Genomic DNA, 25,831 nt, shown 5'->3' on the forward strand with positions numbered 1-25,831 from the left:
ACCTAGTTGAGAGGAAGGGAAAATAACTTAAATTTTTCCCAACTTCTGCTGTTCTACCCATTTAATTACTTGTTGTCCCAAATGAGTAGCGTCCAAGCGGTCGATTTCTCTGATCCCTGTGGGACTGGTAACATTGACCTCGGTTAAATAGCCACCAATTACATCAATTCCCACAAAATACAAGCCATCAGCTTGCAGTTGGGGCGCAAGTTCTCTGCAGATTTCTTGCTCTCGCTGCGTAATATTTGTAGTAGCTACAGTCCCTCCGGCTGCCATATTATTGCGAAATTCATTGCCGCTAGAAAGTCGATTGAGAGCGCCAATCGGTTCTCCGTCAAGCAAAATAATCCGCTTGTCTCCTTGCTTGGCGGCGGGTAAAAAGGTCTGTACCATTACTGGAATCCGACCTTGGAGCGTGCTGAGTTCGACGATAGAATTAAAATTGCGATCGCTTGGATCTAAATACAGTATTCCTTCCCCAGCTTTATTACCCAAAGGCTTGAGAATTGCCGCCCCTTTTTCCTGCATGAATTCCCTAATAATTTCTTTCTCTGGGCTAACAATAGTTTCGGGAATCGAATTTGTAAACTGCAAGGCGTACATCTTCTCATTAGCTGCCCTTAGCCCTTGGGGATGATTGACAACTAAGGTTTTGGCTTTATCTATATAGTCCAGAATATACGTAGCGTAAAGGTAAAGGGCATCTACCGGGGGATCGGTACGCATAAAAACAGCATCCATCGTTTCTAGCGGGGCAAAAATGCGATCGCTTAGTTGATACCAAGGGTAATTTACTACCCAATGTTTTTCTACCAGTTCCACTGGTTGCAACTGCACTCGTTCTAATGTCGCCCAAGCTTTGCTTGCCACTACACTTAATAAGTTGGCTTGAGTTACCCAAACTTGATGACCAAGAGATTGCGCGGCTTCCATGAGCGCGACGCTAGTATCGTGACTGGGATCTAGTTTGGCAATGGGATCGATAATAAAAGCAAGTTTTAACACAGCTATTGTCTTGTGATTAGTGGACGGGCAAATTTTATTAGACTTGTCTCTGGAGCAATTAAACCAACTTAAACGGTGTTATTAGCTCCTAGCAATTCGTCAAGCTCGCCTTGAAAGTCCAACTCATACATATCATCGCAACCACCGATATGTTTGTCGTTGATAAATATTTGCGGCACAGACCGTCTGCCATTAGCACGTTTAGCCATTTGGCTTCGTGCTGCTTCATCACCATCAATACTGTATTCTGTAAATTCTGTGCCTTTGCTCTTGAGCAACTGCTTGGCACGAATGCAATAGGGGCAAGTTTTCCAGGTATAGATTTCCACTTTAGTTGCAGCCACGATCGTTACCTCCACGGTGAATAATTTTTAATTTTAAGCCTTCTAAGCCGTCAAAAGCAGGAGTTAGTCTCCCTCTTCATCCAACTTTTGCAGCCCCTGCTGTTGACTGCGGCGCGATGTCCGGCGATATTTTTTTGTTTCTAGCTTGGGTTCATACTGATTTTTGCCACGCTTAGTTTTTAACTTCATACTAGCTTCGGGGTCGCTTGTGCGACCCTGCGCAGTGGCACGAATAGTCGCCTCTGCCAAAAATTCTAAATAATGCTCGTAGCGTTCCCAATCGCCCCGCACCACACAGTTTGGCTCATCTCGGTGCAAGCAGTCGTTAAACTGACAATGGGCAACGGCTAAACGCTCTCTTGCTTCAGGAAAATAATTAACTAATTCCTCCGGCTGACAGTCTAAGTCTGGCTGGTTAAAACCTGGTGTATCGGCAAGCAAGCCCCCACTAGGCAGTTGAAATAGTTCGACGTGGCGCGTAGTATGACGACCTCTACCCAACTTGCCAGAAACTTCTCCTGTCCGCAAGTTAGCATCAGGAATTAAGTAATTAATTAAGCTAGATTTGCCCACCCCCGAAGGTCCGGCAACTACGGTAATTTTATTATCTAGTTGGGCGCGGATTTGTTCAATGGCGGCTTGATGAACGCTAATAAAAACCGGATTGTAGCCCCATTGGTTTAGGCGTAACCGCCAAGAAAGCAACTGTTCGGGGGTCAATAAGTCGCTTTTATTTAGGTACAGGTACACTTCTAAGCCTGTAGTTTCCGCCTTCACCAAAAAACGGCTTAATTGATAAGGTTCGATCTTCGGTTCTTCTAGGGCAAAAACTAAGAGAATTTGCTGGGCATTGGCTACTGGGGGACGATCGAGTTCTGTCTGTCTGGGAAAAACTTGAGATATTGCACCTCTCCCCCCTGCCCAATCTGGTTCGACCACTTCTACGCGATCGCCTACCATTACCTTTTGTCCCATTTTCTTTAACAATGCCCGGCGAGTGCATAGCAACAGCAACGGCATCTCTTGTTCTGGCTGTAACAACTTTACTTGATAGTAATTTGCCTGGACGGCAATTACTGTGCCTATCAAGGGTGAATCAGAGGTTACTTGCCGATCGTCTGGCTTCATGCCGTAGCAAGGGGACGGCGAACCAACAAGCAATAGTAGCTGGCAACGGCGGCTATTTGTTCGACGCTGTAACCTGCCATAGCTAGACTATCGGGGACTTGCTCAATTGGTTCTCCAGGGTCTAGCCATACCTCCAACAATGCCCCTGGGGGCATTTGCTCAAGACGCAGTTTAGTCCGCACAAAGTTGATCGGGCAAGGAGTTCCCCGCAGGTCAAGCTTATCGTCAGCAGCAGGTAAATTACTCATTACTGAAACAACTTGCCAAATAAGCCATCTCTACCGCCTTTCCCCGTGCGATCGCCTTTAATTTTTGCCAATTTCTCTAACAATTCCCGTTCCTCGCTACTCAGTTTTGTCGGAATATCAATTAAAACTGTAACTAAGTGATTTCCTCGACTTACCGGATTGCCCAAACGCGGTACGCCCCTGTCTTCCAGGGTCAAAACTATATTTGGTTGAGTTCCTGGGGCGATCGTTTGTTCCACTGGTCCATCTACGGTATTTATTTCGATTCGAGAACCTAAAATTGCCTGCAAATAGCTAATTTTGATTTCTGACAGAATATTGATGCCGTCGCGCTTAAACTCCGCATCTTCATTAATGAACAAATACACGTATAAGTCCCCTGGCGGTCCGTTGCGCTGACCAGAATCGCCTTCTGAGGAGATGCGCAAGCGCGTACCGTTATCAACTCCCGCCGGAATAGTTATCTTCAACTTTTTAGTTACTTGGTGCGCTCCATTGCCAGAGCAAGTTTCGCATTTATCCTCAATCATCTGTCCCGTACCGTTGCAAGTAGGACAAGCCGATACTTGAGTAAAACTTCCAAAAGGCGTTCTCGTTACGCGGCGCACTTGACCCGACCCCGTACAAGTCGAGCAACTGCGGGGGCGAGTACCGGGTTTTGCTCCCGAACCGCTACAAACTTCGCAAGTTTCTAGGTGCGAGATGCGAATTTCTTTTTCTCCCCCAAATACGGCTTCGCGAAAGTCTAGTTTTAGGTCTAAACGCAGGTCATCGCCGCGCACGGGCCCATTGCGCCGCCGTTGACTTTGCCCCCCAGCGACACCGCCAGCAAAGTTATTAAATAAGTTTTCAAAGATATCTGCAAAACCGCCCACATCGCTGAAGTCTTGAAACCCAACTCCACCAGCACCTGCCGCTACTCCAGCTTCGCCAAAGCGATCGTATCTGTCGCGGGTTTCTGGTTCCGATAAGACTTCATAAGCACGACTAATTTCTTTAAAGCGGTCTTCGGCTCCAGCTTCTTTATTTATATCAGGATGATATTTCCGGGCTAGGCGGCGGTAAGAGGATTTTAGTTCTTCTTTGTCTGCATTACGAGAGACACCCAGAATTTCGTAGTAGTCGCGGGCCATAGAGCGCTGCTTCGTTTATAGATAAAGTTTACGGATGGGGAGCGGAAATCTAATAACGACTAGCAGGATTGCTAGTTAGTTCTATTATTAAATGTAGACAAATTACTGCAAGTACAACAAGCCTAATTTATTCAATTGCCTCATAATCAACGGTTACTGTGTTATCTTCTTCAGCAAAATCTAGATCAAAGTCTCCTTGTGTTGCTGGTACAGAAGTCTTGGGTTGAGCGGTTGTTTCTTTATTGTGCGGTAGAACTGTCGTTTCAATGAAGTCGTGCGCTCCTGAAGAATTAACTTTTTTGTAAACGCTTGTGCCAATTTTCAGCAATAACTGCTGAAAGCTATCTATCTGTTGCTGGACTTTTTCTATAGTAGTTTCTGGGTCGTCAAATAGTCCTTTTAGCTGAGTTATGCTTGCGTCTGCTTGGTCTTTAAACTCTCGATCGATCAAAGTGCCGTTATCTTTTAACGTAGATTGGTAGCTGTAGATCAAATTTTCTGCTTGGTTTCTTAAATCGATTAATTCAATCCGTTTTTTGTCTTGCTCGGCATAGGTTTCTGCTTCTTGGCGCATCCGTTCTATTTCGCTATTACTTAATCCTCCGGTATTTGCGATCCGAATGCTTTGTTCCCGACCCGTCCCCTTATCTTGGGCTGCAACTTTCAATATACCGTTGACATCAATTTCAAAACTTACTTCAATTTGCGGCATTCCACGCGGAGCGGGGGGAATCCCTGCTAAAACAAATCTTCCTAAACTATGGTTGTCTGTTGCCATCGCGCGTTCGCCTTGGAGGACATGAATTTCTACAGAAATTTGCCCGTCGGTAGCGGTAGAAAATATTTGCGCTTTACTGGTCGGAATTGTCCGATTGCGTTCGATAACTTTAGTAAATACTTCTCCCAAAGTTTCAATTCCCAGGGATAAGGGGGTAACATCTAGTAGCAATACATCTTGAACTTCGCCGCCTAAAACTCCTCCTTGAATTGCGGCTCCTAGAGCTACAGCTTCATCTGGATTAACAGATCTATCGCTGGCTTTACCACCAAAGAATTTTTGGAGGGCATTTTGTACTGAAGGAATTCGAGTGGAGCCTCCTACTAATATTACTCGGTCGATGTCTGAGGGGTTGAGTTCGCAGTCTTTAAGAGCCTGTACCATTGGTTCGACAGTTCTTTCTACTAAGTGAGCGACTATTTCCTCAAATTTGGAGCGGCTCAGTTCCATTGCCAAATGCTTTGGACCTGTGGCATCGGCGGTAATAAAGGGTAAGTTAATTGACGTTGCCCCAAGGGTAGAAAGTTCTATTTTGGCTTTTTCTGCAGCTTCCCTGAGTCTCTGGGTTGCCATTTTATCTTGAGACAAGTCAATTTTTTCTTGTTCTTGGAATTGAGAGAGCATCCACAAAACTATACAGTTATCAAAATCATCGCCCCCTAAGTGATTGTTACCGGAGGTAGCTTTGACTTCAAATACTCCATCTCCAAGCTGGAGAATGGAGACATCAAAGGTGCCGCCGCCTAAGTCAAATACCAAAATTTTTTGTTCCTGACCGAGCTTATCCAATCCGTAGGCAAGGGCGGCGGCGGTAGGTTCGTTAACAATTCGCAATACTTCCAATCCAGCAATGGTGCCAGCATCTTTAGTTGCTTGCCTCTGAGCATCGGTAAAATAGGCAGGTACAGTAATGACTGCCCTGTCTACAGTTTCACCCAAAAAAGTCTCCGCATCTTGCTTGAGCTTGTGCAGAATCATCGCCGAGATTTCTTGAGGAGTGTAGTTGCGCCCACGAATTTGCACATCTACCGTATCATCTCTCCCCTTGACACATTTATAAGTTACTCTTTGGCGTTCTGAGGCGGTATCATCCCAGCGCCGACCAATAAAACGCTTGATACTATAAATGGTATTTTCGGCATTGGTCACTGCTTGGCGCTTTGCCAATTGACCAATTAACCGTTCGCTACCCTTGCCAAAGGCTACTACACTAGGGGTAGTGCGTCCGCCTTCGGAATTGGCGATTACTGTTGGTTGACCACCTTCTAAGATGGCAACACAACTATTTGTTGTGCCTAAGTCGATGCCAATGACTTTTCCCATGCTTAGTAGTAGTTATTCTCAAGGGTAGGGGTGGAAAATGGTTTTCACCGATCTTAAAAAATCAGTTAAGTTGTAAAATTATCAATTTTTTAAAGAAGTTTAGCTTTCTTCTTGTGAAGTTGCAGAGTTTTCTTCTGAGATTACCACGGGTTCTATGGGAGCCGCAACTTTAACCATGGCGTGGCGCAAAATGCGATCGCCCAAAAAGTAGCCTCGGACTAATTCCTCCAATACCGTACCTTCTGGTTCAACGCTTGGAGCGCGCATTACAGCTTCGTGGAGACTTGGATCGAATTCCTGCCCCTCTGGACGCATAGGCGCGACTCCTAGGCGTTTGAGACAATCTACCAGTTGTTTGTAAACGCTTTGATAGCTTTTATGGATGCTCATTTCCGCCTCAGTTTGGGGTTTAAGCTGCGACCTTGCCCTTTCAAAATTATCTACAACTGGCAATAGTTCGGTAATTGTGCTGCCTTTGATTTGCTGGTCTAATTCGTCTTTTTCTTTTTGAGAGCGCTTGCGGAAATTGTCAAAATCCGCCACAAGGCGCAGATACTGGCTGGTGCGTTCTTCAATTTGGCTTTTCAGCGCTGCAATTTCCTGGTCCTTTTCCGCCAATAATTGTTGGTAATTATCATTACTTTCCATCGGTGGATTGGCAGAATTTTCGTCTGGGACGATCGTATCGCTGGCTAAGTTAGCAGTTTCTGCTACTTGAGGATTTTCCTCGCTATTAACATCAAAGTTAGAATTCATTGTTTGTGCTGTCGTCTCCATTATTACTTTTGAGACCTCTATTGGATCGCTTTGTTGATTTGGTGGTTTGTTAGTCTGTTTTTCCTCGTCAACTATTATGCACTAATCCTAGATGCTCAAAACTGTGCTTCAAGAGGCATATTTAATTCATTCACTTTCTCTAGGATGCACCAATTAACCCTGAAATAGCAAAGTTTTAAAAATAAGTTGCTTATTTAAGACATTTTGCTGCTATCTAATAGTTAGAAAGTGGCTTTTTAGCGGTGCCTCACGCCTAAATTAACACTCAGCCCAAACGATGCGCGGAAATTTTACTTTTATCTCAAAATTTGCCACTTCCGCCAGCACCCAGCACCCAAAAATTCTCCCGCAACATCTCCACTTAGATTTTTGCCACAAACTGTTTTTGGATAGCAACTCTAACTTAGGGTTTGGGCATAATCTATCTATAGGAACTTTTATCACAAATATTTATGACCTACCCATTATCCCAGCGACGGGCGCTAATCGTTAAAAATGACTTATCTCCTTTTGGCAACAAGGTGGTTGAAGCGGGTTATGCTAACCGCGATCAAGTGCATCAAGCTCTAGCAGAAAGCCGCCAGTCGGGAAAGTCTTTGACAGACGCTCTAGAATCCATAACGGGAAAACAACTGACCCCAGATTTAATTAGACACTATAAGAAACAGCAATTATTTGAACTAAAAATTCTTTACGGAGTTGAATTTCTCGATCCAGAAGTTAGCGAAACTAATATTACGACCGCCGAAAATCTAATCAATACTCTAATTCCTGTTGATGCTTGTCGTCGCTATCGTCTCATTCCACTGGCGCAGAACAATACTTCACCTCCTTCGGTGCTAGTAGCTATGGTAGATCCTGACAACTTAGATGCTCAAGATACCCTAAACCGAATTTTGCGTCCCAAAGGATTGGGTTTACAGAGGATGGTCATCACTCAAGAAGACTTTCAGCAAATTCTCTCCAAATATCTAGATGAGCAAGTTGAAAAACAAAAGCTGATAGATATAGAAAAGTCCGTTGATGTAAAGTCCGAGCTAGAAAATCTTGACTTGCAAGACGCACCTGATGAAGTAGACGCAGATTTAGGTGCTGCTGTACAAGATGCGGCAGCCGCTCCAGTAATTGCGTTAGTCAACAAAATTCTTGTCAAAGCTCTGCAAGAAAATGTTTCTGATATTCACATTGAGCCTCAAGAAGAAAATCTCCGCATTCGGTTTCGTAAAGATGGCGTATTGCGTAAAGCTTTCGAGCCTCTGCCCAAGCAAATTGTTGCCGCCGTTACCGCCCGCTTCAAAATTATTTCTGACTTAGACATTGCCGAACGCCGGATGCCTCAAGATGGACGTATTCGCCGGATGTTTGAAGGAAGGAAAGTAGACTTTCGAGTTAGTACCCTCCCTAGCCGCTACGGGGAAAAAGTCGTACTGCGGATTTTGGATAATACTTCTACTCAACTTGGCTTAGATAAATTAATTAGCGATCCAGTCAGCCTCCAAATTGTCAGAGATATGGCTAGTCGTCCGTTTGGGTTATTGCTAGTTACAGGACCCACAGGTTCGGGCAAGTCTACTACTCTATACTCCGTACTAGCTGAGCGCAACGATCCGGGGGTAAATATTAGTACCGCCGAAGACCCCATTGAGTATTCTTTGCCTGGAATTACCCAAGTACAGGTAATTCGAGAAAAAGGGATGGATTTTGCTTCAATTTTGCGCTCCTTCTTGCGCCAAGATCCTGATGTGATATTAGTGGGCGAAACGCGAGATAAAGAAACAGCTAAAACTGCAATTGAAGCGGCTTTAACCGGACACTTAGTCCTAACTACTCTACATACTAACGATGCCGCCGGAGCCATCTCGCGTTTAGATGAAATGGGTGTAGAACCATTCATGGTATCGGGTTCGCTACTTGGTGTAGTCGCTCAACGTTTGGTGCGGCGTGTTTGTTCGCAGTGCAAGATTGCTTACACGCCAACGGCTGCTGAACTTGCTAGATTTGGGCTATCAACTTCCTCTCAAGAGGTCGCTATTAGTCTCTACAAAGCTAATACTTTACAACCAGAGCAAATTCAGCAAGCTCGAAGTAAGGGTGAACTTTGCTCAAACTGTGGTGGAGTAGGTTACAAAGGACGTTGTGGTGTTTATGAAGTTATGCGGATCACCGAGCGGTTGCAGACTTTGATTACTGAAGGAGCGCCCACCGAGAGGCTCAAAGAAGTTGCCGTAGAGGAAGGAATGGTTACTTTGTTAGCTTATAGCCTCAACTTGGTACGGGAAGGAAGTACAACCTTAGAAGAAGTAGAACGAGTAACCTTTACAGATTCAGGTTTAGAATCTGAACTCAAAGCCAAGCGTAAAAGTTCTTTGGAGTGCCGTACTTGTAACGCTCAGTTACAACAAGAGTGGCTAGATTGTCCTTACTGCATGACCTGTCGTTTTCAAGAATAGGTAGTAGACCTAAGCTTTGAACTAAATAAAAGACGACATTAATATTTCCAGATCTAAATATATCTAAATAGGAGAAAACGCATGGAATACATGATTGAAGACTTAATGGAGCAAGTAGTTGAAAGTGGTGGCTCCGACTTGCATTTATCGGCTGGTTTACCTCCCTATATTCGTGTCAGTGGCAAATTAACTCCGACAGAACACGAACCATTGACCCCAGAACAATGTCAACGTCTGATCTTTAGTATGCTCAACAACACCCAGCGCAAAAACTTAGAGCAAAACTGGGAACTCGATTGCTCTTATGGCGTAAAGGGATTAGCCCGCTTCCGGGTCAACGTGTACAAAGATCGCGGTGCTTATGCGGCTTGTTTGCGGGCGTTATCTTCCAAAATTCCGGCAATGGAATTGTTGAATTTGCCCAACATCGTCCGGGAGATATCCGAGAAGCCCAGAGGACTTGTATTGGTAACTGGACCAACCGGATCGGGTAAAACCACAACTTTAGCTTCAATGATCAATAACATTAATATGACTCGCTCCGAGCATATTTTGACCGTTGAAGATCCGATCGAATTTATCTACGAGCCACTTAAAAGTTTGATTCACCAACGGCAAGTAGGAGAAGATACCAAAAGCTTTGCTAACGCCTTGAGAGCAGCTTTACGAGAAGATCCAGATGTGATTTTAGTCGGAGAGATGCGCGACTTGGAGACTATCCAGTTGGCAATTTCGGCGGCGGAAACTGGTCACTTAGTATTTGGGACTTTACACACAAGTTCTGCCGCCCAAACCGTTGACCGGATGGTAGATGTTTTTCCTCCCGAACAGCAACAACAAATCCGCGTTCAGCTATCTAACTCATTAATTGCCGTATTTAGTCAAACTTTAGTATCTAAGAAAAAGCCCAAACCCAATGAATTCGGACGGGTAATGGCGCAAGAAATTATGATTGTTACTCCAGCTATTTCTAATCTAATTAGGGAAGGCAAAACCGCGCAAATTTACTCAGCAATTCAAACGGGGGGTAAGCTCGGAATGCAAACCTTGGAGAAAGTATTATCAGACTTGTACAAAGCCGGAATTATCTCTTTTGAAGCAGCAATGTCTAAAAGTTCTAAAACTGATGAGTTGCAGCGATTGATTGGCGGAGTATCAGGAACTGTAGCACCGGGGGCAAAACCAGGAATGGCAGGTATGCAGGCTCGTTAGTTTCCTGTAGAGATGTTTGCTAGAGCGTCTCTATCTACTACTACTTTAAAAATCCTCAATTACAAATTATTTGGAGATGGTTATGCCTACCTATGTCGCCCGCGTTCGAGATTCTAAAGGAAATGCTAGAAAAGAAAAAATTGTTGCAGCTTCCCCATTTATAGCCCGTTCCAGCTTGCGAGAAAGAGGTCTCGTAATTCAAGACTTGAAGCAGGCTCAAGAATTTAAACTGAGTGGAGATTTAGACTTAAGTCAGTTTCAAGCAGCTTTAGCAAAGGTTTCTGTTAAGGACAAAGCGATTTTTTCCCGTCAATTTGCGGTGTTGACGAATGCGGGAGTCGCGATCGTTCGGAGCCTTGGCGTACTAGCAGAGCAAGCTCCTAACCCAAAACTAAAAAAAGCTTTAATTGAAATTAGCGAAGATGTGCAGCAGGGGGTAAATCTTTCTGATGCAATGCGCAAGCACCCTCAATGCTTTGATACTTTGTACGTCAGTATGGTGCAAGCAGGCGAGGTTGGTGGTGTACTTGACGAAGTAATGAATCGTTTATCTAAGTTGTTGGAAGATGTTGCTAGACTACAAAATCAAGTCAAATCAGCTTTAGCTTATCCTGTGGCGGTAGGAATTTTAGCTTTGCTGATTTTCCTTGGTATGACTGTATTTCTCATTCCAATTTTTGCGGATATCTTTAAACAATTAGGTGTAGAATTGCCACCATTAACGCAGTTCATGCTTACAGTTAGCGGCATAATTACAAGTTGGAGAGTTTTTATTCCGGTTGTTATATTTATGGGTGGTAGTTTCTTTCTGCAACAATACTATAGAACTCGGTTGGGTAGAGAAACTATAGACCGTCTTTCTTTAAAAGTACCTTTATTTGGCGATCTAATTCAAAAGTCTTCGGTAGCTCGTTTTAGCAGGACTTTTGGAGCTTTGACTCGTTCTGGTGTGCCGATCTTGACTGCGTTAGAAATTGTTCGCGATACTGCTGGAAATCAAGTCATTGCTAATGCCTTGGATGCTTCAAGATTAGAAATTCAACAAGGTGGAATGATTAGTCTGGCTTTAAAGAAAGATGCAGTTTTCCCACCTATGGCAATTCAAATGATTAGTATTGGTGAGGAAACTGGGGAATTAGACCAAATGCTAATGAAAGTTGCGGATTTTTATGAAGATGAAGTAGAACAGTCAGTGAAGGCGCTTACCAGCGTCATCGAACCAATTATGATTGTGGTTTTGGGCGGAATGGTAGGGGTGATTTTGCTGTCGATGTACCTACCAATGTTTAAAGTGTTTGAAACCTTGGGTTAAATCAAAAAAGTTGTGGAGGGCTATTAAAATAATCAATCCATTAGAATTTTTTAGTCTAATGCCCTAGCAGTTCTTTACTAAGCAAATAAAATTTAAGCTCTATTTAGTTTTTGCTCGTAATCCAGTTGCAGTAATTGAACTACCAATAATAATATAGCTAATTTAATTAATATGACGAGTAAAAAATCAGATTACGAACAGTTATTGGCAGAATATAGCAATCCAAGATCTGCGATCGCACTTCTCAAGCAACATCGTCCTTATCTAGAGGCAATTCCTAGTCTTCGTCGCCCAGAAGAAAGCCTAATTACTATCCCTTTCCCGATTGTACGCTTGCGTCAGCCTGCTTCTACCATGTCTGATAAAACTACCGAGGCGAGAATGCTACCTTGTGAAGTAGCAATTTTGATGTGCGATCCGGAGTGGAAAATCAAGACGGGTATTGAGCTTTTTATCTTTATTCATCGTCCTGATGAAGACTTTTCCGATTTACTCCGGCGCTGGCGACAAATTCAAGTTTGGCTAGATAAAGACTATGAATGGGTAATGCCTCCTCGCTACAAACATATCTTTAGTGAAGGGGCTAATGCTATTTATCCTTTGTTTGTTGTCTTTCCAGAAACTCCAGAAAGAATAAAAAAAGGTTTGCAAGGTGCGAATTTGCCCTTTGTGCCTCAAGAAATTATCGCGGATAGGGAAGAAGTAGTTGATTTGTCCAGAGAAAGTCCTACGGTTTAAGTTGGGGCGCACTTATAGCTGCGCCCCAACAATTTTATCTCACAAACTGGGGCATAATTTCCGCCGCCGTAAATAAGCCGTAAATACCCCGGCGTTGCAGTCCGATTCCGGCTTTGAGATAACCAAAAGCAGTACCACAGACGTTTGCTGCCATACTGGTTTCGTCTCCTAGGGTAAAAGTATGAGTAGAAATTTTCCCTTCAAAAGTTCTCCCTGTTACCTGGACATTGGTACTGAGTGGCTTTTTGGGGTTGCGAGTATCGACTACGCCCCCGACAGTCACGCGATCGCGATCGCATATCCCCGCCAATTCCAGCATTATATCGTCGGCGTGTTCCATATTTTCTAATGTCAACACTCCATTCGTCTCATCTAGTAAGGCTTCTACTTGTGCGTCAGTCATTGCTCTTGCGCTTTCGACGCTGTAGCCTGGTAAGTGGGCAATATCTTCTCGAATAGTTGCTCTGTAAGCTTCCCAGTTGGCGATTCCTACACCAAAGGTAATTTTTACACTATGAATTTCGGCGTAGCTTTGGGCGGCTAAGACGGCGGCGGCGGTTAGCAATCCTGGAGTTGCGCCACAGCCTGTTAGATAGGTAATTTGAGCGTCTTGGAAGTCTGATTTTAATGCCAATAGTTGCTCTACAGCGCTCGTGCGTTTGATCGCGTCTACTAATACCCCTTGCCAATGCGATCGCATAAACATTTGGGCGACAGACGCTATAAATGTATTAGGTAAATTGGGCAATGCTAAAAAATAACCATCTACTTCTGACTTTTCGATCAATTCTTGAATGCTTTGGTTACTCAACGTCCCCCCAGCTTCCAAATATCCTACCGAACCATGCGTTGCATAAGCTTCTACACACTTATCTACATTTAATCCCGCAGAAGCGTAAGCATAGCCTTTAAGATCGGCTACGGCTACCAGCAACATCTCGCTTTTGGGAGCAATTAATTTAGCCGCCGCTTGTCCTAATCCACCAAAACCTAACACTCCTACACGCATTGGGGTAGAAGTAGCAAAACTTTTAATATCGGCACTCATGCCTATTACCTACACTAAACGAATTTTAATTATCGTAAACTTTTGCTTGTTTATTTTGCCCCAATACTCGCAAAAATTCCTTTATTTATACCGTTATGGAGCGATCGCTCTAATTGTAAAGTTTTTTACCTCTCTTGACGGCAGCGTATAGTTAAGGGAAACTTACATATAACTAATGCAACCGCTCAGTAATTTATAAGTTTTGTAACTTTTGATTATATATAATTCGATAGATGAAACTTTAAGTTAATAACTGACACATTAGTTATAAGCAATTTTTGCTTAAATTATGTAAAGTTTTAGTACAGTTATCTAATTCTATGCTGTAGGAAATTTAACGATATATGGAAACGTTAGAATTTGTTATTTATCCAGACGGTAGAGTTCAAGAGACAGTTACCGGAATTATTGGCGCTTCTTGTGCAGAAGTTACGGCAGCCATTGAAGCCCAGTTAGGAACAGTAATTGATACTGAGCAAACCTCAGATTTTTTCACGGCGCAAGTTTATCAAACTAATGTTACTACAACTCAAAATGCCTTGAGTCAGTGGTAGTTGATATTTTTTTATCTAGTTTAGGCTCCTTTACTCACAAAAACCATGTCACATTTTAGCCAAATCAAAACTCAAATCCGCAATTTAACCTCCTTACAAGCTGCGCTTACAGACTTAGGCATTAAATGGAAAGCTGAACCTGAGATGGTACGCGGTTATCGCGGACAAAGCCGGGAAGCAGCGATTTCTATCGAACAAGAAAACGGCTACGATGTTGGATTTAGCTGGAATGGCAAAGAATACGAATTAGTGGCTGACTTGCAATATTGGCAACAACCGCTATCAGTTGAAGGATTTTTGCGCCAGGTAACGCAACGTTATGCTTACCATACTGTGGTTAATGAAACAGCAAAACAAGGCTTTCAAATTTCCGAACAACAACAAAATACTGATGGTTCAATTCGCCTCTTAGTACAGCGTTGGAGTAACTAATGGCTGAATTTGGACAAGAGCGCTCGGAAAAAGAACCAGAATTAGGGGGAATTTTTCGGGATAACCCGGATCGTTCGGGTTTAGAACCAGAACTTGGGGGTATAGTCCGGCAAAATGGCGTGTATGTAGATGAAGTTACCTGTATTGGTTGCAAGCATTGCGCCCATGTAGCCCGTAATACCTTTTATATTGAGCCAGATTATGGGCGATCGCGGGTAATTCGCCAAGATGGAGATTCCGAAGAATTAATCCAAGAAGCGATTGATACTTGTCCTGTCGATTGCATTCACTGGTTAGACTATACAAAAGTCAAAAACCTTGAAGAAGAACGCCAGTATCAAGTAATTCCGCTTATTGGGTATCCGGTGGATGAAGCAGTAGTTGCGGCGCATAGGCGACGCAATAAGCAGCAAAAATTAGCTCGCAAGAAAGCAAAATATTAGAGTAATAAAAAAGCGGTTGTTGACTACAGCCGCTTTTTAATAATTATTTTAAAGGATGATTTTGACTCAATAATTTTTCTACATGAGCTTCATCGATTCTAGAGACAATTTTTGTTGCTTCGTGCAAGTCTCTAGTAGTTTTTGCCAACGTAAAAGTTGAGCCGACGCTGAAAGCCAAACCCATGCCCATAAAGCCTTTGACCCAGTTATTTACAGGTAAATTGACAATTCCTACGCTGGTAATAGTGATAGAAAGACCAAAAGCAGCCCAAGTTTGAGCAATCCAAGCATTGCTATCTTTCTGACGACTGTAATTGTGCATATTCATCTAACCTAAGTGAAAGCTACAGAAATTTATATATTATTGATAGCTTGAAAATAATTGCTTGAATTTTGTTGATAGACAGTCGGCAAATTGGCAAATCAAACGTGAAATTGCTAGGTATTTAAGCAAAAGTCAAATTATTGCCGATTATCTGGCGAATTTTGGTACTTAATTGTTGATAAGCATCTCCAGTAAGAACTGGCTGGGTATGATCGAGATTAATAGCTGAAGCAAGATCAATCCACGAGGTGCAACCGCCATATTGGGGTAGATAATCGATAACTTGGGGAGTTGGTAGCTTGTAAGTGCGTAGTAAAAGAATGTAGATAGGTTGACGAGGTTTCCATTTTAAGCGAATTCTTATAAATTGCTCGTTCCAGATATGAAAAGGTAAAAGCGCTTTTACAGTATTTTCTTCACTTACAGGCAAAACATCGGTAATTTCTGCCCAGCTAGATATAGTAACGCGATCGGGATGCCAACCAGAATTTACGGGAGTAACGCGACTTTGGTATTCAGGCTTTAGCAGCGTTGGTTGTTGATGTTCGTAAGTGGGATAAAGGAGAATGCGATCGCGAAGCGGGCGCTCTGCGCCATCGCGCGGTACTTGAAACTTTCCTTGGCTTTCTTTAATACCGCCTTTACGGAGCAGCATAATTGTTTTACCTTGTTCTAAGGCTTCAGTAGCGATCGCCCATTCTTTAAGCGCGTGAGTGATTGAGGACATATTTTAAGATTGGTTCGTTTCTCAGTTTATACTGACGCTGGAAAAGCTCTAATAAAGACAGTTATGTGGCGGTTAATTTTAATTTTAGTATTGTTGCTAACTGCTTGTAGCGGTGCAGGGACAGAACCTAATAGCCAAATAGCTGAAAAAGCGATCGCTTTGCAAACTCGGCTTTTTCAGCAGCAGTTACAGCAAAACGTTAGTAAATTGGATATTTCCCAAGTAAATATTACCCAAAAGCAGCCTCTAAGCATTGACAAATTAATAGGATATCGAATTCAAGGCACTTATGACTTTACAATTAGGCGAAAACTTGGGCGCGGGAGGATTCCTGCGCCAAGGTTTTCAAGATGGCTGCCAAAACAACGACTGAATAAGCAGAAAAACCCCTTTGATATTTATTTGCAGCGCCAAAAAGAAGGTAAAACCTGGCGTTTGGCATTGCCTAGAGTGGCTAAAAATGGCGTTTTTACCTGGCTTACCTATGCGATCAATTGAAAAAATGTTCCCAATAATTAAATGAATCAGCAAAAACCGCAAGTAAATATTATTTTAGGTACGCGCCCCGAAGCGATTAAACTTGCTCCCGTAATTCAAGCATTTCAGCAGGCGAAATCTGTAGACGTGGAGGTGATTTTAACAGGTCAGCATCGGGAAATGGTAGAGCAAGTCATGCAACTATTTGACCTCAAAGCCGATAAAGATTTAGAGATTATGCAGGCGGGACAATCGCTTACAGATATTACCGAACGCACCTTACGCGGCTTAGAAAAGTTATTTGGGCAAAATAAACCAAATTTTGTCATCGTCCAAGGCGATACTACTACAGCTTTTGCGGCGACTTTAGCGGCATTTTATCAACAAATTCCCGTAGGTCATGTTGAAGCAGGATTGCGAACAGACGACTTATTTAATCCCTTTCCAGAAGAAGCCAATCGGCGGTTGATTTCCCAGCTTACGCAGTTGCATTTTGCGCCCACAACTTTAGCTGTCGAAAACTTACAACGTTCGGGAGTAGTAGGGGAAATTCACCATACAGGTAATACGGTTATTGATGCTTTACTCACCGTAGCCAAAGGTCAGCCAGCTTGCGATATTAAAGGCTTGGAATGGTCAAAATACCGCGTTTTACTTGCAACCGTGCATCGGCGAGAAAATTGGGGCGAACCACTCCAGGATATTGCTCAAAGTTTTTTACAATTATTAGAGTTATTTCCCGATACAGCGTTACTTTTGCCTTTGCATCGCAATCCTACCGTCCGCGAACCTTTGCAGCAATTATTAGGTAGTCATCCGCGAGTATTTTTAACCGAACCGTTGGATTATGCCCAATTAGTAGGCGCAATCGGGAATTCGCACCTATTGCTAACTGATTCTGGCGGATTGCAAGAAGAAGCCCCAAGTTTAGGCAAGCCTGTATTAGTATTGCGGGAAACTACCGAACGCCCGGAAGCTGTAACGGCTGGTACAGCAAAGCTTGTAGGCACTAATCCCGATGTCATTGTCTCGGCGGCGAAGGAATTATTAAGCGATGAAGTTGCTTATCAAAAAATGGCGACAGCAATTAATCCTTTTGGTGATGGTCATGCTTCAGAGCGAATTTTACAACTTGTGGAAAATTATTTAGGCAAAATAACCTCTAATTGAGCAAAGCGATCGCGCAGTAAGCCAGACAATGCCCGCAAGCCCCATTCTTCACTGCGTCTGTGTCCAATTGCGACCCAACTAATCCCTGTTTCTTCTAAAGCTGCTTTGGCGCTTTGTCTCAATTGCCCAGTAATGTAGATATTTGCGCCGCGATATTTGGCTTCGCGTACCAGCACATCAGTCATTGCACCGACGACAGTCACCCGCGAAATCTCGCCTGTAGTACCGGGAATTAGCTTATCGTAGCCTTGAAAAACTTGGTTTAGGCGATCGCAATATTTATCAAAACTATCGCTTGCGACTTCTCCTAGCATCCCAATCGCACGCCCTTCTTTTTCGCCTAGCACTTCTAAATTCGACATCCCTAGTACCGTTGCTAGGCGAGGATTGAAACCAAGGGTTAAAGATTCATCAAAAGCCAAATGATAAGCAACTACGCCAATATCAACTGTTTGCAGTTGCCAAGGACGATGTAGAAACAACCCATCTAATCGCTCTTGCTGCACCCAGGCGGCTATTTCTGACCAAGGTTCTAGGGCAATTCCCAAACGGGCGATCACTTTTTCTGAAGGTACATACACACCGTTTTGATCGTTAGTAAAACGATTTGCCCCAAAAAAGTCAGACAAAAACCGGGCAATATCATCTAGATAAATCTTCTTCTCTAAAGAGTACACTTTGTTCTTTTTTTACTGAAACCAACAAATTCATTGGCAGGTTTGCGCCTCCCAATAGGCTAAATTGCCGCACACTAAGGGTAATTAGTGCGTTTATTTATGCTGATGTTTAACTCTGACTTCTATTTAGCTGTAACTAACACTCAAAATTTACTAACTCTATTACAGTTTCCTTTTATGCAAAGGGCGATCGCTGGTGGGGTATTAATGGGACTATTAGGCGGCTTGCTAGGGAGTTTTGTTACCTTGCGTCAGCTATCGTTTTTTAGCCATGCAGTTGGTCATGCGGCTTTGATAGGGGTAGCAATAGGTGTATTGCTGCATATAGAACCAACTTTAATGCTTTTGCCCTTTACTTTAGTATTTGGCTTAGTTGTGCTTTATCTAATTGACCAAACCGATTTAGCCAGTGACAACGTACTGAGTATTGTTTTATCTGGTGCTTTAGCTGTCGGTGTAATCCTAACTAGCTTAATTAAAGGCTATCGTGGTAATTTGATGGCGGTACTATTTGGCGATATTCTTGCCATTAATACTACAGATTTAATTTTGACTGCGATCGTGCTTGTAGGCGCGGCGGTTTTTTTGCTATCTACTCTTAGACAGCAAATATTATTAACTCTCAATCCTGCGGTGGCGCAAGTTCAAGGTATTCCCGTCCAGTTGTATCGTTACTTGTTTGTAGTGCTGCTATCTTTAGCTGTAGCGGTAGCAATTAAAGCTGTAGGAGTGCTGCTAGTCAATGCTTTTTTGGTCATTCCAGCCTCTAGTGCCAAGCTTCTCAGCCACCACTTTACGCGATTTTTGATTTTATCTGTATTTCTTGGGGCAATAAGTAGTATTGCTGGGATGATAGTATCCGGTTTATTTAACTTTGCTTCTGGTCCTAGTATTGTTTTGGTGCAATTTGTGCTATTTTTGGCTATTTTTGGCGTTGCTAAGTTGATAATCAAGACAGCCTAAGTTTTTTTGAGTATATGCTTGCCAAAACAATCTATTTTTGTTAGCTTAATAAAGCACTCAAAACGCAAGTTGCCGTGCGCCGGGATAGCTCAGTTGGTAGAGCAGAGGACTGAAAATCCTCGTGTCCGCAGTTCAAATCTGCGTCCTGGCATTAAGTAAAACCAAGCAATTCAGCTACTTCAAGGGTTTTCAGCCCCTCTTGAAAAGCTTGCTCTATAGTAAATCAGTACTATTATTGGTGCTTTTTGGGTACGTTTGGGTAAGTAATTGGTGTAAAGATGGTGTAAAAGATCTAGAATAGAGGAGTCTTTACACCAAAAGCTCTATGTACTCAAAAACCTCTACAGGCAAAGCATCTAAGGGATCTGTCTCAGTTCTTAGTTCCAATAGTCGGTTGCAGTTACGGTTTAACTATGGTGGCAAGCGCCACTATATCTCTACTGGTTTAGCTGATACACTCGCTAACAGAAAGCTTGCAGAATTTAGGGCTGCGGAGATTGAGAAAGATATTCTATTTGAACGGTTCGATCCAACTCTGGAGAAATATAATCCTAGAAGCGTTCTGAGTACAGTTACACCAATTACACCAATTACACCAAATCAGAAGTTGCAACCAAAGCTCGATGAGCTTTGGGATAAGTACAGTGAGTTTAAGAAGCCTCAAGTAAGTCCCAGTACCTACGCTAAGGACTTTATCAAGCATCGGAATCATATTGCGGCGTTGCCGACTCGCTCGCTAGATGATGCCTCTGCCATTAGAGATTACTTATTATCAACTTTGACCCCTGATGCAGCCAAACGTTGTCTTACCCAAATTAAGGCTTGCTGTAATTGGGCAATGGAAGAAGGGACGATCGCGACGAATCCTTTTGTTTTAATGAAAATTAAACTCCCAAAGGGTCTATCTGAAAAACAGGATGTTAACCCGTTCACTAAGGAAGAGCGAAACTTAATTATCCAGACCTTTGAAGGCGATCGCCATTATTGTTATTACACTAACTATGTCCGCTTCCTTTTCTTTACGGGTTGTAGACCCTCGGAGGCAATTGGTTTAAAGTGGAAGCATATTACTAATAACGTCGTTCAGTTTCGAGAAACTGTTGTAGTTTCAGAAGACGGGTTAGTTCTCAAAGAAGGCTTAAAAACACAAAGAAAACGGGATTTTCCTATTACTTCGGAATTACAGTCGATCTTAGATGAGATTCGACCAGAGATAGTCAATCCTGAATCGTTAGTATTTCCCAGTCCAAAGGGAAAATTTATTGACCATCATAACTTTGCCAACCGTGCCTGGAAATCAGTTTTAACTAAATGCGCTACTCCCTACCGTAAGAGTTATCAGACACGCCATACCTTCATTAGCTTATGTGTAGAAGCACATATTAACAGCACTGCCATTGGTAGATGGACGGGAACATCAGCCAAAATGATTGACAACCACTACGGTGCTACCAACTTTACTAACCTTAGACCACCCAATTTGTCATAAATGATTAACGGTTAGAGAGGTAACGATCGCTCTAAGTTGATCGGAGGCGATCGCCCATAAAAAAGAAAAATATAAACTATCAAGCTGCAACAGTGTATATATTCTTGCCTCGATCTTGGTAGGAATCATATATGTGCTGATAAACGCGATCGCACTTTTGCTCGTAGATTTCGGCAGAGTAAGATTGTGGCAACTGGTCTAATGCCTCCTCGATCGCTAGTTGAACTGCTGCCCTTGACTGTTGCCGTTTGCGCCAGTCCAGCACTAATTTTTCTCGTTTCAAGTTCTCTAGTAATTCTTTGGCAACTTGTTTAACGTCCTTTTCTTCTTGTTTGGTTAGGTTAACTTCTGGTTTGGTTAGGAGATCGAAAATAGCTAATTCTTCTTCGCTTAGGTTTTCCGTGATCGCGCGCTTATCTTCCACTTCCAACTCTTGGGCAAACGTAAGTAGATCGTTGAAGAATAATTCTACATTGCGCGATCCGCTATTGTAGTTTTCGATCATCTGTTGGAACTTCTCTAAGTAGTTAGTCCGACTCTTGTTTAGGCTTACCATGCTTTGCAGTTTGCGGTTGAGAGTACCTTTAAGCTTTTCGGCTTCAGTGCGTTGGTAGCCTGTGGCAAATTTTGCTTTTAGTGCTTCAAAATCAAGCTGGCTGAGGTCGATGTATTGTCCTTGTGAGTCAGGAATAATAAATTCTCCTGCCACGATTGAAGTATCCAATAGTTCCTCTACTTGTGCTTTGACTTCGGAAATATCAACATCGGGGATTTCTGCACGAATTTCTTGGGTTAAGCGGCTAAATAGCGCTTCGGTGGCAGTAAATTCGTTGGCATTTGGATCGGGCAAAATAGCTTTGTAGAGTCGAGTGATATTTCCGGCTAGAGAAAAATAAGTCCGTTTTGAGTCATCGTTGAGTAAAATTGCTTCTACGGCATCTGCCCATAGCTTAGTCCGCGCAAAGGCATCCTGAGTTGATAGGAGTTTGGGTAAGTCAATTCCTTTAGCAGTACAAAAGTCTGTGGCTTCGGCGCTCGCGTCCCTGAGTTGTTCGACTAAGGCAGTTTTAGCTTTAACTGGTGTATCTCCTTCCTGGATGCCTCCACCAGCCGCAGATCCATAAATCGCCAGAGCTTTTTGGAGGTTGCGAAATACGCCGATGTAGTCCACTATTAGCCCGTTTACTTTGTCTTTAAATACTCGGTTTGCCCTAGCTATAGTCTGCATTAGGGTGTGGTTCTGCATCGGCTTGTCTAAATAAATAGTGGAGCAACTAGGCACATCAAACCCCGTCATCCACATCGCACAGACAAATACAATCCGTAGGGGGTGATTTTCATCTCTAAATTTTTCATCAAGTCCTGGTGACTCATTCATCATCCGGTGGCGATGGGGCATGATGTCTAGCCCTTTTTGCTTAAAGTCCTCGGCTTCGTTTTGAGAGGAAGAAATAACCGCCGCCATATCTGTTGATTCCATATAGGCAATTTGGGCGGTTAGTGGCTGCTTATCCGATTCGCTGCTGTTGGACAATTGGACTTTGAGGTTTTCTAGATACTGCTGCCAGTAGTGCTGGACTTTGTTATACATTTTGCCCTAGCTATAGTCTGCATTAGGGTGTGGTTCTGCATCGGCTTGTCTAAATAAATAGTGGAGCAACTAGGCACATCAAACCCCGTCATCCACATCGCACAGACAAATACAATCCGTAGGGGGTGATTTTCATCTCTAAATTTTTCATCAAGTCCTGGTGACTCATTCATCATCCGGTGGCGATGGGGCATGATGTCTAGCCCTTTTTGCTTAAAGTCCTCGGCTTCGTTTTGAGAGGAAGAAATAACCGCCGCCATATCTGTTGATTCCATATAGGCAATTTGGGCGGTTAGTGGCTGCTTATCCGATTCGCTGCTGTTGGACAATTGGACTTTGAGGTTTTCTAGATACTGCTGCCAGTAGTGCTGGACTTTGTTATACATTTTGAGGGCGGTAAAGCGATCAATAGCAACAACCATTGCTTTACCCTGGTAGCCTCTAGCTAGAAAGTGATTTACAATGTCTTCTGCAACTTTTTCTAGGCGATCGCCTCTAGTAATTAAATGATGTTCGCGGCTAAATTCTCGCTGGAGTTTGTTTTCTTGGTCTTCGTCTAGGATGGCTTTCTCGACGATTTGATAAACTTCTTCGTTGAGGTCTTCGTTAGTTAGTTGCAGTTCGGGGATGCGGTTTTCGTAGTAAAGCGGTACAGTTGCCCCATCTTCTATGGATTGCCTAAAGTTGTAGATGCTGATGTAGTCGCCAAATTCTGCTCTTGTCTTTTCTTCTCCGCTCATTAGCGGCGTACCTGTAAAGCCAATAAAGCCAGCATTGGGTAGAGCATTTCTGAGGTTGAGAGCGAAGGTGTCATACTGCGATCGATGGGCTTCATCGGCAATGACAATAATGTCTGAGCGATCGCTTAATTTTGGATAGATATTGCCTTTTTCGGTACGGAATTTCTGAATTAGAGTGAAGATGTGGCGATGGTCTTCTTGTAATAGTTGCTTGAGATGTTCTGCACTATCTGCTTTGACGTTCTTTTCTGGTTCGGTGACGGCTCCAGCGTAGGCAAAATTTTTGTAGATTTGATCGTCTAGGTCTTCGCGGTCGGTAATAATCAAAAATGTCCAATTTCCCAGCAGTTTGCGGAGAACTTTTTGGGAGAAAAACACCATTGAGTAGCTTTTACCACTGCCTTGAGTATGCCAAAAGACCCCTAGTTTGCCTTTGTTTTGGCGAATTTGGCTAACGGCAGTGACGGCGCTATTTACCCCCAAAAACTGGTGATTTTTTGCTACTACTTTAATCGATTTGCCTTTGGCTTCGTAGAAGAAAATGAAGTTTTCGGTAATGTCTAATAAACGATCGCGATCGCAAGTTCCCCGAATCATCGTATCGAGAGAGATAATCCCCTCCTCGCCTTCGCTATTAATCTTTTTCCATTCGGAGAAATGCTCCCACTGAGCGGTTAGGCTGCTAATCCGGCTCTTTCTACCATTGGACAAAATAATAAAGGCGTTGTACCAAAATAGTTGAGGAATACTGCTTTTGTAGTCGGTTAGGTTCTTTTTGTAGGCAAGCTCTAGCCTTTGGTGGTGTGCTTTGAGTTCGATAAAAACTAAGGGTAAACCGTTGATAAAACCGATTAAATCTGCACGTCTAGTGTAAATTTCTCCGGTAATTGAGAATTGGGAAGCCAACAGAAAATCGTTATTATTTGGGGTGTTCCAGTCGATAACTTTGATAGTTGCCTCTAAATCTTCATCGTCATCGGTTTTGAAGCTAACCTTGACTCCACTTTTTAGCAGTTGATAAATTTCTCGATTGGCGTTTGCCAAGCTTAAGGTACTGCGATCGCGCGTTAGTTCGTCAATGGCAAGCTCAATAGCCATCTGGGGTAAGCTAGGATTCAACTTTTCTAGGGCAGATCGCAGGCGGGGAACTAAAACTACCTCACTTCTGGTTTGCCTTCCTAGAGTGCTATTTGTCCCGCATACTTCTTGATAACAATTTATGGTTTCCCATCCCAAGGTGCCAAAAAGAGCGATCACAGCATTTTCTAGGGCGGCTTCGGAATCGGGATGGGGTTGGCTCATGGGGGTATTAATTATTTGTAGTCAGATCCTACTTTTAGGTTTCCCGAATACAGCCAAAAATCACCATGCGATCGCTTTTGCTGTCCATTCAACTTATGGGGCTTATCCAGAACGCCATGCTGCATAAGCGATCGCTGTACAATTAGGCAGAATAGAGGCGTAAATTTTGCAGGATCTCTGATAGTTGGGGATGTCTCATACTGCTGCTACCTCAGTTTCAATATCTAGGTTTTCTACATCTATTTCGCCTGAAATGAGTTTGGGTAATAGTAAGTCACGGGTGCGGCGAAGGTTAACATTTCTTGCTTTTAAATTCTTCTTAATTGCAAATAACGGATTAACAAAGTAATTGAACTGCTCAAGCATTAGATGAGACGGAATAACTACTTGCAAACGATGCACATCATTTCTATTAAGAGTTGGAACTGCTGCGCCAGAATTAAATTGCTCTAATCCTAAATCACTCAATAAGTAGAACGCATAAAGCGGTGTAACCCGGCGAAATTCTTTAACCCAAAGTGTCGTATTTAATGCCCAGAAGTCTTCATCAACATAAATCACCGTTCCAAGAGATCCACTTCGTCCTGTCACTACACCTGGAGCTTTGACTTTGGCTTCATTATGAGTACCAGCAACTCCAGTAGATGCGTAAATTGGAACATTCCCTTCTCGTCGCTGTTTTGTAGGTAAATCGAACCCTCTTTGCAGAATCAATACATCATCTAATCTGCCAACTTCCCAACCTTCAGGAATTAGCCCTAATTCTGAATCAACCATTTTAGTTTGTTCATGTCCAGGGAAGCGGAATTTAACAAACCACTCATCGTAAAGCGATCGCGCCATCTCCTCCAATATCTCAATCCGCCGCGTGTTGTTTTCGATTAGGCGATCGTAGTTTGAGAGAATAGCAACAATTTTGCGCTGAGTGGGCAACCTTGGATAGTACAAAGGTAGATTTCTGATCATCTCAAGGCTTACATAGCTTTGTGCTACTCCACCTTTGATTCCATACAGGGCATTCTGGAAAATGTGACCTTGAATCCAGTAATAAAGATATTCAGGGAAGATAACTGATTTATCAGATCGTAATATTGAAACACTACTAGATAATCCAAAATTATCTTGAATCTTAACTAAATAAGGTTCACCTATAGTTCCAATGATGCTAAAGACAACATCATTTACTTGAGGCTTTGATAAAGCCTTTGAATTTTCTCTAAAGTATTTGTTGTAATCTACCTCTGATATGTAATCAACCTTAGATAAATCTAAACCTCCATTCTTAAAGTTTTTTGAAGTTAAATACATCTTGCCTGTTGGTTGTCTTTTAATTGATGCGTGTGCGCCATCTCCAACAAGGCAGTGATCGCCAATTTGTTTTTCTGCCCAGTAAGTTTCACTATTGGTGATATTCATAGCTCAAATCTTCTAATAAAGTCACCACA

General features: G+C 42.9%; 26 protein-coding genes and 1 tRNA gene. 13 read left to right on the forward strand and 14 right to left on the reverse strand.

The window, feature by feature from the left end; all coding sequences use genetic code 11:
* Nucleotides 1-27: 27 nt before the first annotated feature.
* The 7 genes from gshB to grpE all read right to left on the reverse strand — a co-directional run bounded on the left by gshB (nucleotide 28) and on the right by grpE (nucleotide 6,811).
* Nucleotides 28-1,005, reverse strand: a complete 978-nt coding sequence (gene gshB / locus AC2VE5_RS06395; RefSeq protein WP_486886936.1) for a glutathione synthase — start codon at nucleotides 1,003-1,005, stop codon at nucleotides 28-30.
* A gap of 68 nt (nucleotides 1,006-1,073) precedes the next feature.
* Nucleotides 1,074-1,349, reverse strand: a complete 276-nt coding sequence (grxC, locus tag AC2VE5_RS06400) for a glutaredoxin 3 (RefSeq protein ID WP_486886937.1) — start codon at nucleotides 1,347-1,349, stop codon at nucleotides 1,074-1,076.
* A gap of 63 nt (nucleotides 1,350-1,412) precedes the next feature.
* Entirely contained in the window at nucleotides 1,413-2,477 is a 1,065-nt protein-coding gene (rsgA, locus tag AC2VE5_RS06405) for a small ribosomal subunit biogenesis GTPase RsgA (protein ID WP_486886938.1), read from the reverse strand.
* Nucleotides 2,474-2,725, reverse strand: coding sequence for a sulfurtransferase TusA family protein (locus AC2VE5_RS06410; protein WP_486886939.1), 252 nt, complete (start codon nucleotides 2,723-2,725; stop codon nucleotides 2,474-2,476). The genes rsgA and AC2VE5_RS06410 overlap by 4 nt, the downstream gene beginning before the upstream one ends.
* Nucleotides 2,725-3,858, reverse strand: coding sequence for a molecular chaperone DnaJ (dnaJ, locus tag AC2VE5_RS06415; RefSeq protein WP_486886940.1), 1,134 nt, complete (start codon nucleotides 3,856-3,858; stop codon nucleotides 2,725-2,727). Before dnaJ ends, AC2VE5_RS06410 begins: the two co-directional genes overlap by 1 nt.
* 127 nt (nucleotides 3,859-3,985) lie before the next feature.
* Entirely contained in the window at nucleotides 3,986-5,959 is a 1,974-nt protein-coding gene (dnaK, locus tag AC2VE5_RS06420) for a molecular chaperone DnaK (RefSeq protein ID WP_486886941.1), read from the reverse strand.
* A 99-nt stretch (nucleotides 5,960-6,058) separates the two neighbouring features.
* The gene (gene grpE, locus AC2VE5_RS06425; RefSeq protein ID WP_486887001.1) at nucleotides 6,059-6,811 is read right to left on the reverse strand and encodes a nucleotide exchange factor GrpE; all 753 of its coding nucleotides are present in this window, start codon (nucleotides 6,809-6,811) and stop codon (nucleotides 6,059-6,061) included.
* A 377-nt stretch (nucleotides 6,812-7,188) separates the two neighbouring features.
* On the opposite strand from grpE, the gene AC2VE5_RS06430 reads away from it, so the two are divergent.
* The 4 genes from AC2VE5_RS06430 (at nucleotide 7,189) to AC2VE5_RS06445 (ending at nucleotide 12,448) form a co-directional block, all read left to right on the forward strand.
* Nucleotides 7,189-9,186: a GspE/PulE family protein gene (locus tag AC2VE5_RS06430; protein WP_486886942.1), complete on the forward strand. Its 1,998-nt coding sequence runs from the start codon at nucleotides 7,189-7,191 to the stop codon at nucleotides 9,184-9,186.
* An 81-nt stretch (nucleotides 9,187-9,267) separates the two neighbouring features.
* Nucleotides 9,268-10,398 carry a type IV pilus twitching motility protein PilT gene (locus AC2VE5_RS06435; protein WP_486886943.1) on the forward strand — a complete coding sequence of 377 codons (1,131 nt, stop codon included), beginning with the start codon at nucleotides 9,268-9,270 and terminating at the stop codon, nucleotides 10,396-10,398.
* Between the two features lie 82 nt (nucleotides 10,399-10,480).
* Nucleotides 10,481-11,710 (forward strand): type II secretion system F family protein, encoded by a 1,230-nt coding sequence (locus AC2VE5_RS06440; RefSeq protein WP_486886944.1) that lies wholly within the window; start codon nucleotides 10,481-10,483, stop codon nucleotides 11,708-11,710.
* A 171-nt stretch (nucleotides 11,711-11,881) separates the two neighbouring features.
* Nucleotides 11,882-12,448: a hypothetical protein gene (locus AC2VE5_RS06445; RefSeq protein ID WP_486886945.1), complete on the forward strand. Its 567-nt coding sequence runs from the start codon at nucleotides 11,882-11,884 to the stop codon at nucleotides 12,446-12,448.
* 34 nt (nucleotides 12,449-12,482) lie between these two features.
* On the opposite strand, the gene bioU is transcribed toward AC2VE5_RS06445, so the two are convergent.
* Nucleotides 12,483-13,496 carry a (S)-8-amino-7-oxononanoate synthase BioU gene (bioU, locus tag AC2VE5_RS06450; RefSeq protein WP_486886946.1) on the reverse strand — a complete coding sequence of 338 codons (1,014 nt, stop codon included), beginning with the start codon at nucleotides 13,494-13,496 and terminating at the stop codon, nucleotides 12,483-12,485.
* Between the two features lie 344 nt (nucleotides 13,497-13,840).
* Between bioU and AC2VE5_RS06455 the strand changes: the two genes are divergently transcribed.
* The 3 genes from AC2VE5_RS06455 to AC2VE5_RS06465 are packed head-to-tail and all read left to right on the forward strand — an operon-like array spanning nucleotide 13,841 to nucleotide 14,925.
* Nucleotides 13,841-14,050, forward strand: coding sequence for a DUF2997 domain-containing protein (locus AC2VE5_RS06455; protein ID WP_486886947.1), 210 nt, complete (start codon nucleotides 13,841-13,843; stop codon nucleotides 14,048-14,050).
* Nucleotides 14,051-14,095: 45 nt separating this feature from the next.
* Nucleotides 14,096-14,482 carry a DUF1257 domain-containing protein gene (locus AC2VE5_RS06460; protein WP_486886948.1) on the forward strand — a complete coding sequence of 129 codons (387 nt, stop codon included), beginning with the start codon at nucleotides 14,096-14,098 and terminating at the stop codon, nucleotides 14,480-14,482.
* Nucleotides 14,482-14,925 carry a ferredoxin gene (locus AC2VE5_RS06465; protein ID WP_486886949.1) on the forward strand — a complete coding sequence of 148 codons (444 nt, stop codon included), beginning with the start codon at nucleotides 14,482-14,484 and terminating at the stop codon, nucleotides 14,923-14,925. The genes AC2VE5_RS06460 and AC2VE5_RS06465 overlap by 1 nt, the downstream gene beginning before the upstream one ends.
* 43 nt (nucleotides 14,926-14,968) lie before the next feature.
* On the opposite strand, the gene AC2VE5_RS06470 is transcribed toward AC2VE5_RS06465, so the two are convergent.
* Both AC2VE5_RS06470 and AC2VE5_RS06475 read right to left on the reverse strand, forming a co-directional pair.
* Nucleotides 14,969-15,247, reverse strand: a complete 279-nt coding sequence (locus AC2VE5_RS06470) for a YiaA/YiaB family inner membrane protein (protein WP_486887003.1) — start codon at nucleotides 15,245-15,247, stop codon at nucleotides 14,969-14,971.
* Nucleotides 15,248-15,371: 124 nt separating this feature from the next.
* A complete protein-coding gene (locus AC2VE5_RS06475) occupies nucleotides 15,372-15,977 on the reverse strand; it encodes a DUF1802 family protein (protein WP_486886950.1) in 606 nt (201 codons plus the stop codon).
* Between the two features lie 63 nt (nucleotides 15,978-16,040).
* On the opposite strand from AC2VE5_RS06475, the gene AC2VE5_RS06480 reads away from it, so the two are divergent.
* Both AC2VE5_RS06480 and wecB read left to right on the forward strand, forming a co-directional pair.
* Entirely contained in the window at nucleotides 16,041-16,475 is a 435-nt protein-coding gene (locus AC2VE5_RS06480; protein ID WP_486886951.1) for a hypothetical protein, read from the forward strand.
* A 21-nt stretch (nucleotides 16,476-16,496) separates the two neighbouring features.
* Nucleotides 16,497-17,624: a non-hydrolyzing UDP-N-acetylglucosamine 2-epimerase gene (wecB, locus tag AC2VE5_RS06485; RefSeq protein ID WP_486886952.1), complete on the forward strand. Its 1,128-nt coding sequence runs from the start codon at nucleotides 16,497-16,499 to the stop codon at nucleotides 17,622-17,624.
* Here the strand turns inward: wecB and AC2VE5_RS06490 are convergent.
* Complete coding sequence (locus tag AC2VE5_RS06490; RefSeq protein ID WP_486886953.1) at nucleotides 17,597-18,301, reverse strand: Nif3-like dinuclear metal center hexameric protein; 705 nt, start codon at nucleotides 18,299-18,301, stop codon at nucleotides 17,597-17,599. The two genes, wecB and AC2VE5_RS06490, sit on opposite strands and share 28 nt — an antisense overlap.
* A 99-nt stretch (nucleotides 18,302-18,400) precedes the next feature.
* Between AC2VE5_RS06490 and AC2VE5_RS06495 the strand changes: the two genes are divergently transcribed.
* The 3 genes from AC2VE5_RS06495 (at nucleotide 18,401) to AC2VE5_RS06505 (ending at nucleotide 20,753) form a co-directional block, all read left to right on the forward strand.
* Nucleotides 18,401-19,264, forward strand: coding sequence for a metal ABC transporter permease (locus tag AC2VE5_RS06495; protein WP_486886954.1), 864 nt, complete (start codon nucleotides 18,401-18,403; stop codon nucleotides 19,262-19,264).
* Between the two features lie 78 nt (nucleotides 19,265-19,342).
* A tRNA-Phe gene (locus tag AC2VE5_RS06500) sits at nucleotides 19,343-19,415 on the forward strand.
* A gap of 174 nt (nucleotides 19,416-19,589) precedes the next feature.
* The gene (locus tag AC2VE5_RS06505; RefSeq protein WP_486886955.1) at nucleotides 19,590-20,753 is read left to right on the forward strand and encodes an Arm DNA-binding domain-containing protein; all 1,164 of its coding nucleotides are present in this window, start codon (nucleotides 19,590-19,592) and stop codon (nucleotides 20,751-20,753) included.
* A 79-nt stretch (nucleotides 20,754-20,832) separates the two neighbouring features.
* On the opposite strand, the gene AC2VE5_RS06510 is transcribed toward AC2VE5_RS06505, so the two are convergent.
* Nucleotides 20,833-22,344, reverse strand: a complete 1,512-nt coding sequence (locus tag AC2VE5_RS06510) for a type I restriction enzyme endonuclease domain-containing protein (protein ID WP_486886956.1) — start codon at nucleotides 22,342-22,344, stop codon at nucleotides 20,833-20,835.
* Complete coding sequence (locus AC2VE5_RS06515; RefSeq protein ID WP_486886957.1) at nucleotides 22,305-24,386, reverse strand: type I restriction endonuclease subunit R; 2,082 nt, start codon at nucleotides 24,384-24,386, stop codon at nucleotides 22,305-22,307. Before AC2VE5_RS06515 ends, AC2VE5_RS06510 begins: the two co-directional genes overlap by 40 nt.
* Between AC2VE5_RS06515 and AC2VE5_RS06520 the strand changes: the two genes are divergently transcribed.
* The gene (locus AC2VE5_RS06520) at nucleotides 24,385-24,513 is read left to right on the forward strand and encodes a hypothetical protein (RefSeq protein ID WP_486886958.1); all 129 of its coding nucleotides are present in this window, start codon (nucleotides 24,385-24,387) and stop codon (nucleotides 24,511-24,513) included. The two genes, AC2VE5_RS06515 and AC2VE5_RS06520, sit on opposite strands and share 2 nt — an antisense overlap.
* A 68-nt stretch (nucleotides 24,514-24,581) precedes the next feature.
* Here AC2VE5_RS06520 and AC2VE5_RS06525 read toward each other — a convergent pair whose 3' ends face one another.
* On the reverse strand, nucleotides 24,582-25,802 hold the full coding sequence (locus tag AC2VE5_RS06525; protein ID WP_486886959.1) for a restriction endonuclease subunit S: 1,221 nt from the start codon (nucleotides 25,800-25,802) through the stop codon (nucleotides 24,582-24,584).
* Between the last annotated feature and the right edge of the window lie 29 nt (nucleotides 25,803-25,831).

It is taken from the genome of Aliterella sp. E5.1 (assembly GCF_057473825.1).

Excerpts from the sequence above, each read along its gene's own strand:
- rsgA (WP_486886938.1), bottom strand. The coding sequence starts at position 2,477 with ATGAAGCCAGACGATCGGCAAGTAACCTCTGATTCACCCTTGATAGGC.
- AC2VE5_RS06410 (WP_486886939.1), bottom strand. The coding sequence starts at position 2,725 with ATGAGTAATTTACCTGCTGCTGACGATAAGCTTGACCTGCGGGGAACT.
- dnaJ (WP_486886940.1), bottom strand. The coding sequence starts at position 3,858 with ATGGCCCGCGACTACTACGAAATTCTGGGTGTCTCTCGTAATGCAGAC.
- dnaK (WP_486886941.1), bottom strand. The coding sequence starts at position 5,959 with ATGGGAAAAGTCATTGGCATCGACTTAGGCACAACAAATAGTTGTGTT.
- AC2VE5_RS06430 (WP_486886942.1), top strand. The coding sequence starts at position 7,189 with ATGACCTACCCATTATCCCAGCGACGGGCGCTAATCGTTAAAAATGAC.
- AC2VE5_RS06435 (WP_486886943.1), top strand. The coding sequence starts at position 9,268 with ATGGAATACATGATTGAAGACTTAATGGAGCAAGTAGTTGAAAGTGGT.
- AC2VE5_RS06440 (WP_486886944.1), top strand. The coding sequence starts at position 10,481 with ATGCCTACCTATGTCGCCCGCGTTCGAGATTCTAAAGGAAATGCTAGA.
- AC2VE5_RS06445 (WP_486886945.1), top strand. The coding sequence starts at position 11,882 with ATGACGAGTAAAAAATCAGATTACGAACAGTTATTGGCAGAATATAGC.
- bioU (WP_486886946.1), bottom strand. The coding sequence starts at position 13,496 with ATGAGTGCCGATATTAAAAGTTTTGCTACTTCTACCCCAATGCGTGTA.
- AC2VE5_RS06455 (WP_486886947.1), top strand. The coding sequence starts at position 13,841 with ATGGAAACGTTAGAATTTGTTATTTATCCAGACGGTAGAGTTCAAGAG.
- AC2VE5_RS06460 (WP_486886948.1), top strand. The coding sequence starts at position 14,096 with ATGTCACATTTTAGCCAAATCAAAACTCAAATCCGCAATTTAACCTCC.
- AC2VE5_RS06465 (WP_486886949.1), top strand. The coding sequence starts at position 14,482 with ATGGCTGAATTTGGACAAGAGCGCTCGGAAAAAGAACCAGAATTAGGG.
- AC2VE5_RS06470 (WP_486887003.1), bottom strand. The coding sequence starts at position 15,247 with ATGCACAATTACAGTCGTCAGAAAGATAGCAATGCTTGGATTGCTCAA.
- AC2VE5_RS06475 (WP_486886950.1), bottom strand. The coding sequence starts at position 15,977 with ATGTCCTCAATCACTCACGCGCTTAAAGAATGGGCGATCGCTACTGAA.
- AC2VE5_RS06480 (WP_486886951.1), top strand. The coding sequence starts at position 16,041 with ATGTGGCGGTTAATTTTAATTTTAGTATTGTTGCTAACTGCTTGTAGC.
- wecB (WP_486886952.1), top strand. The coding sequence starts at position 16,497 with ATGAATCAGCAAAAACCGCAAGTAAATATTATTTTAGGTACGCGCCCC.
- AC2VE5_RS06495 (WP_486886954.1), top strand. The coding sequence starts at position 18,401 with ATGCTGATGTTTAACTCTGACTTCTATTTAGCTGTAACTAACACTCAA.
- AC2VE5_RS06505 (WP_486886955.1), top strand. The coding sequence starts at position 19,590 with ATGTACTCAAAAACCTCTACAGGCAAAGCATCTAAGGGATCTGTCTCA.
- AC2VE5_RS06510 (WP_486886956.1), bottom strand. The coding sequence starts at position 22,344 with ATGTATAACAAAGTCCAGCACTACTGGCAGCAGTATCTAGAAAACCTC.
- AC2VE5_RS06520 (WP_486886958.1), top strand. The coding sequence starts at position 24,385 with ATGGGGGTATTAATTATTTGTAGTCAGATCCTACTTTTAGGTTTCCCG.
- AC2VE5_RS06515 (WP_486886957.1), bottom strand. The coding sequence starts at position 24,386 with ATGAGCCAACCCCATCCCGATTCCGAAGCCGCCCTAGAAAATGCTGTG.
- AC2VE5_RS06525 (WP_486886959.1), bottom strand. The coding sequence starts at position 25,802 with ATGAATATCACCAATAGTGAAACTTACTGGGCAGAAAAACAAATTGGC.